This is a genomic window from Pseudokineococcus marinus (assembly GCF_013004605.1).
Taxonomy (GTDB): Bacteria; Actinomycetota; Actinomycetes; order Actinomycetales; family Quadrisphaeraceae; genus Pseudokineococcus; species Pseudokineococcus marinus.
In genome coordinates this window covers 1-1,147 of sequence record NZ_JABEMA010000552.1, presented here as the reverse complement: position 1 = coordinate 1,147, position 1,147 = coordinate 1, and the positions used below count along the sequence as shown (strand labels likewise).

Sequence of the window (1,147 nt, the reverse complement as noted above, 5' to 3'; positions counted from 1 at the left end):
GGCCGCGTCCGCGACCGGGCCGAGCAGCGCCGCCACCGCGTCGACGCGGTAGCCGGCCTCCCCGACCCGGTCGAGGTCCTCGGCGAGGGCGGCGACGTCGTCGCGCAGGCGGGCCGGGTCGGGCGGGTCGTCGCTCACGCCCGCCAGGCTAGGTGGGCGCTGCGGCGGGTCACGGGCACGGGCACGGCCACGGGCACGGGCACGGACGGCGAGTTCTCCGGCCGCCGAGCGGGCTCCCCTCAGACGGGGGTGCGGCGCAGGAGCGCGAGGGCGCTCCCGAGCAGGGCGGCCGAGCCGCCGGTGGCGACGAGGACGCCGCCGCCGTAGGCGAGGAGCTGCACCGCCCGCCCGGCGTCCTGGGCCGCCCGCCAGACGACGACCGTGCCCGCGGCGTCGAGGAGCAGCGCCGCCAGGGCCGTGGCCGCGAGCCCGAGCAGGACGACGAGGGCCCCAGCGGCCAGGAGCGACCGCCCCGACCGCCCTCCGCCGACCGTCGGCCCGCGCCCCGGGCGACGCTCGCGCAGGCGCAGCCCGGCGACGACGACGCCGGTCCAGGCGGCGACGACGAGGAGGGCGGCCGCGACGTCGCTGGGCCGGTGCCAGCCCGCGACGAGGGTGGACACCCCCGTGGCGGCCGTGTAGGCCGCGCCGAGGACGGCCGCCGTCGCCCGCGCCGCCGGGGGCAGGACGAGCACCAGGGCGACCGCGAGCGTCGCCGCCACCGTGGTGTGGCCGCTCGGCAGCGAGTTGACGTCGCCCAGCCCGAGGGCGGGGCGGTCGAGCACGACCTTCTTGAGCAGCTGGGTCGTGACGTTGGCGCCGGCGACGAGGACGACGGCGGCCACGGCCAGGGCCAGGCGGCGGCGGACCGCGGCGAGGACGACGAGCAGGACCAGGCCCAGCGCGAGCGTCCCCTCCGAGACGACGGACAGGACGGTGGTCGCCTGCGCGTCGAGGAGGTCGCGCCCGCGCGCCGACCCGGCGAAGGCGATCTCGTCGACGACCTGGCCGGGGCCGGTCGTGACGAGGGCGCGCCACACCCCATGCGGGCGCTCGTCGTCGTGGACATCGCGCCGGTGGAGTACCCGCTCGCGGGCGGGCGCACCGACGACCCCGAGGAGGAGGCCTCCCCCTACGCCGACTACAT

General features: G+C 79.5%; 1 protein-coding gene. It reads right to left on the bottom strand.

What is annotated here, in order from left to right; genetic code table 11:
* Positions 1-239 precede the first annotated feature (239 nt).
* The gene (locus HLB09_RS20225; protein WP_171204534.1) at positions 240-1,040 is read right to left on the bottom strand and encodes a phosphatase PAP2 family protein; all 801 of its coding nucleotides are present in this window, start codon (positions 1,038-1,040) and stop codon (positions 240-242) included.
* Positions 1,041-1,147: the final 107 nt, after the last annotated feature.